Annotated in this window: 1 protein-coding gene; it reads left to right on the forward strand. The window is 37.8% G+C overall.

What is annotated here, in order from left to right; all coding sequences use genetic code 11:
• On the forward strand, window positions 1–2,178 hold a 2,178-nt coding region (locus ORL93_RS30715; RefSeq protein WP_265960337.1), incomplete at both ends, for an amino acid adenylation domain-containing protein.

Genomic DNA, 2,178 nt, shown 5'->3' on the forward strand with positions numbered 1-2,178 from the left:
TTTATTAAACAACTTGCCGACTTGTGATGCAAGTATCGTACAACTAGATGAGGATTGGCCAGTGATTGCTCAAGAAAGTGGGAGTAATCCGAAGAATATATCAACTCCAGATAATTTGGCATATGTTATCTATACGTCGGGTACAACGGGAAAGCCTAAAGGAGTATTAATACCGCAGTTTGCGGTGATAAGATTGATTAGAAATAACAACTATATTTCTATAAGTCCTGGAGATTGTGTAGCTCAGGTGTCCAATATTTCATTTGATGCTGCAACCTTTGAAATCTGGGGAGCTTTGCTTAATGGTGCTAGACTTTGTGGAGCAAATAAAGATATTCTACTGTCGGTTCCCTTATTTAAAAAGTGGATTGAACAAAATCGAATCAGTGTAATGTTTATAACAACTGCGTTGTTTAATAAATTTTCAGAGTTTTATCCTGAATTGTTTTCTTCTGTTAAACAAGTTTTTTTTGGTGGAGAAGCTGTTGATGCGGAACAGGTACGCAGGGTTGTAATCGCTGCACAAGGAAATAGAATTGTTCATGTTTATGGGCCAACAGAAACTACCACTTTTGCTACTTGGTACGAAGTAGCAAATTCATTTGGTGTAATACCTATTGGATCTCCTATTGCAAACACACAAGTATATGTACTTGACCAAAAAATGAATCCAGTACCTATTGGTGTACCAGGAGAATTATATATTGCAGGAGATGGTCTCGCAAAGGGATATTTAAATCGTCCAGAGCTAACGGCAGAACGATTTGTACCAAATCCGTTCTTAGACAAAGAAGGAGAACGGATGTACAAAACAGGAGACTTAGTACACTATTTGCCAGATGGAAGTCTTAGGTTCATTGGAAGAATTGACAACCAAGTCAAAATACGCGGATATCGGATTGAGCTTGGAGAAATTGAATCTGTGTTAAGGCAGTGTGAAGGTATTCAAGAAGCAATAGTGGATGTGAAAGAAGATACGCCTGGGGATAAAAGTCTTGTGGCATACATCGTTGGGGAATCGCAAAGTGATACACAGCTTCTACGTAAAAAACTTATACAAAGGCTACCTGAATATATGATACCAACAACATATGTATGGCTAGAACAAATACCATTAACACCAAATGGTAAGGTTGATAAGAATGCATTATTTGTGCCAAATTCTAATTATCAAGCAGTTCATACTAAACACTCATATAGTCCTACAGAAGAAATGTTGCTAGATATATGGAGAGAGGTTCTAAAAATAGAATATATTAGCGTAGATGATGATTTCTTTATGGTAGGTGGTCATTCACTTATGGCTATGCAAGTCATTTCTCGAATCCATGAAGTGTTCGATGTGTATATAGATATGGGAGTCTTCTTTGAGAGACCAACAATTAAGTCGTTGTCAGACTATATTAAGAGTTTGTGTGTATCAGAAAGTAAAAGCTTTTTATACCAATCAATTCCTCGAACGAATTCTCGAACTGTGTTACCAATGTCATATGCACAGCAGAGGTTATGGTTCTTGTACAAGTTGGCACCTGATAGTTCGATGTATAATGTACCTGTTTTCACGGAGTTACGTGGAAAATGTAAGGGGGATATCCTAGAGCGTAGCCTAAACGAAATTGTACGACGTCATGAGGCACTTAGGACAGTATTTAGGCGAATAGACGGTGAAGATGCTCAGATAATTTTGCAACCTTCTTGGACACATTTGCCTATAGAAGATTTGAGTTTATTAGCTAAAGATGAACAAGATGAAAAATTAGAAAAAGTGGCAAAAGAGGAGGCTGAGGCTCCATTTGACTTACATGCAGGTCCCCCAATCCGATGGAGGCTTGTAAAGCTTGAATATGATCGATATGTATTGTTTATGACAATGCACCATATCGTGACTGATGGCTGGTCGATTGGAGTTATTATGAATGAATTAAGTGAGTTGTATAATGCGCTCTCAAATGGTGATCCCTCGCCTTTAGCTGAACTATCAATTCAGTATGGAGACTTTACTATATGGCAAAGGTCATTGTTCTCTAGTAGATATATGGAATCACAGATGCAGTATTGGTTAAAGAAATTAAGTGGTGATTTACCAGTACTACAGCTACCTACAGATTATGAGCGTCCATTAGTTCAGACATATACAGGAGGTCGGGTCACATATAGGCTAGGAAAAGATTTACTGAA

This window comes from Bacillus sp. DHT2, assembly GCF_026241455.1.
GTDB classification, from domain to species: Bacteria; Bacillota; Bacilli; order Bacillales; family Bacillaceae_G; genus Bacillus_A; species Bacillus_A pseudomycoides.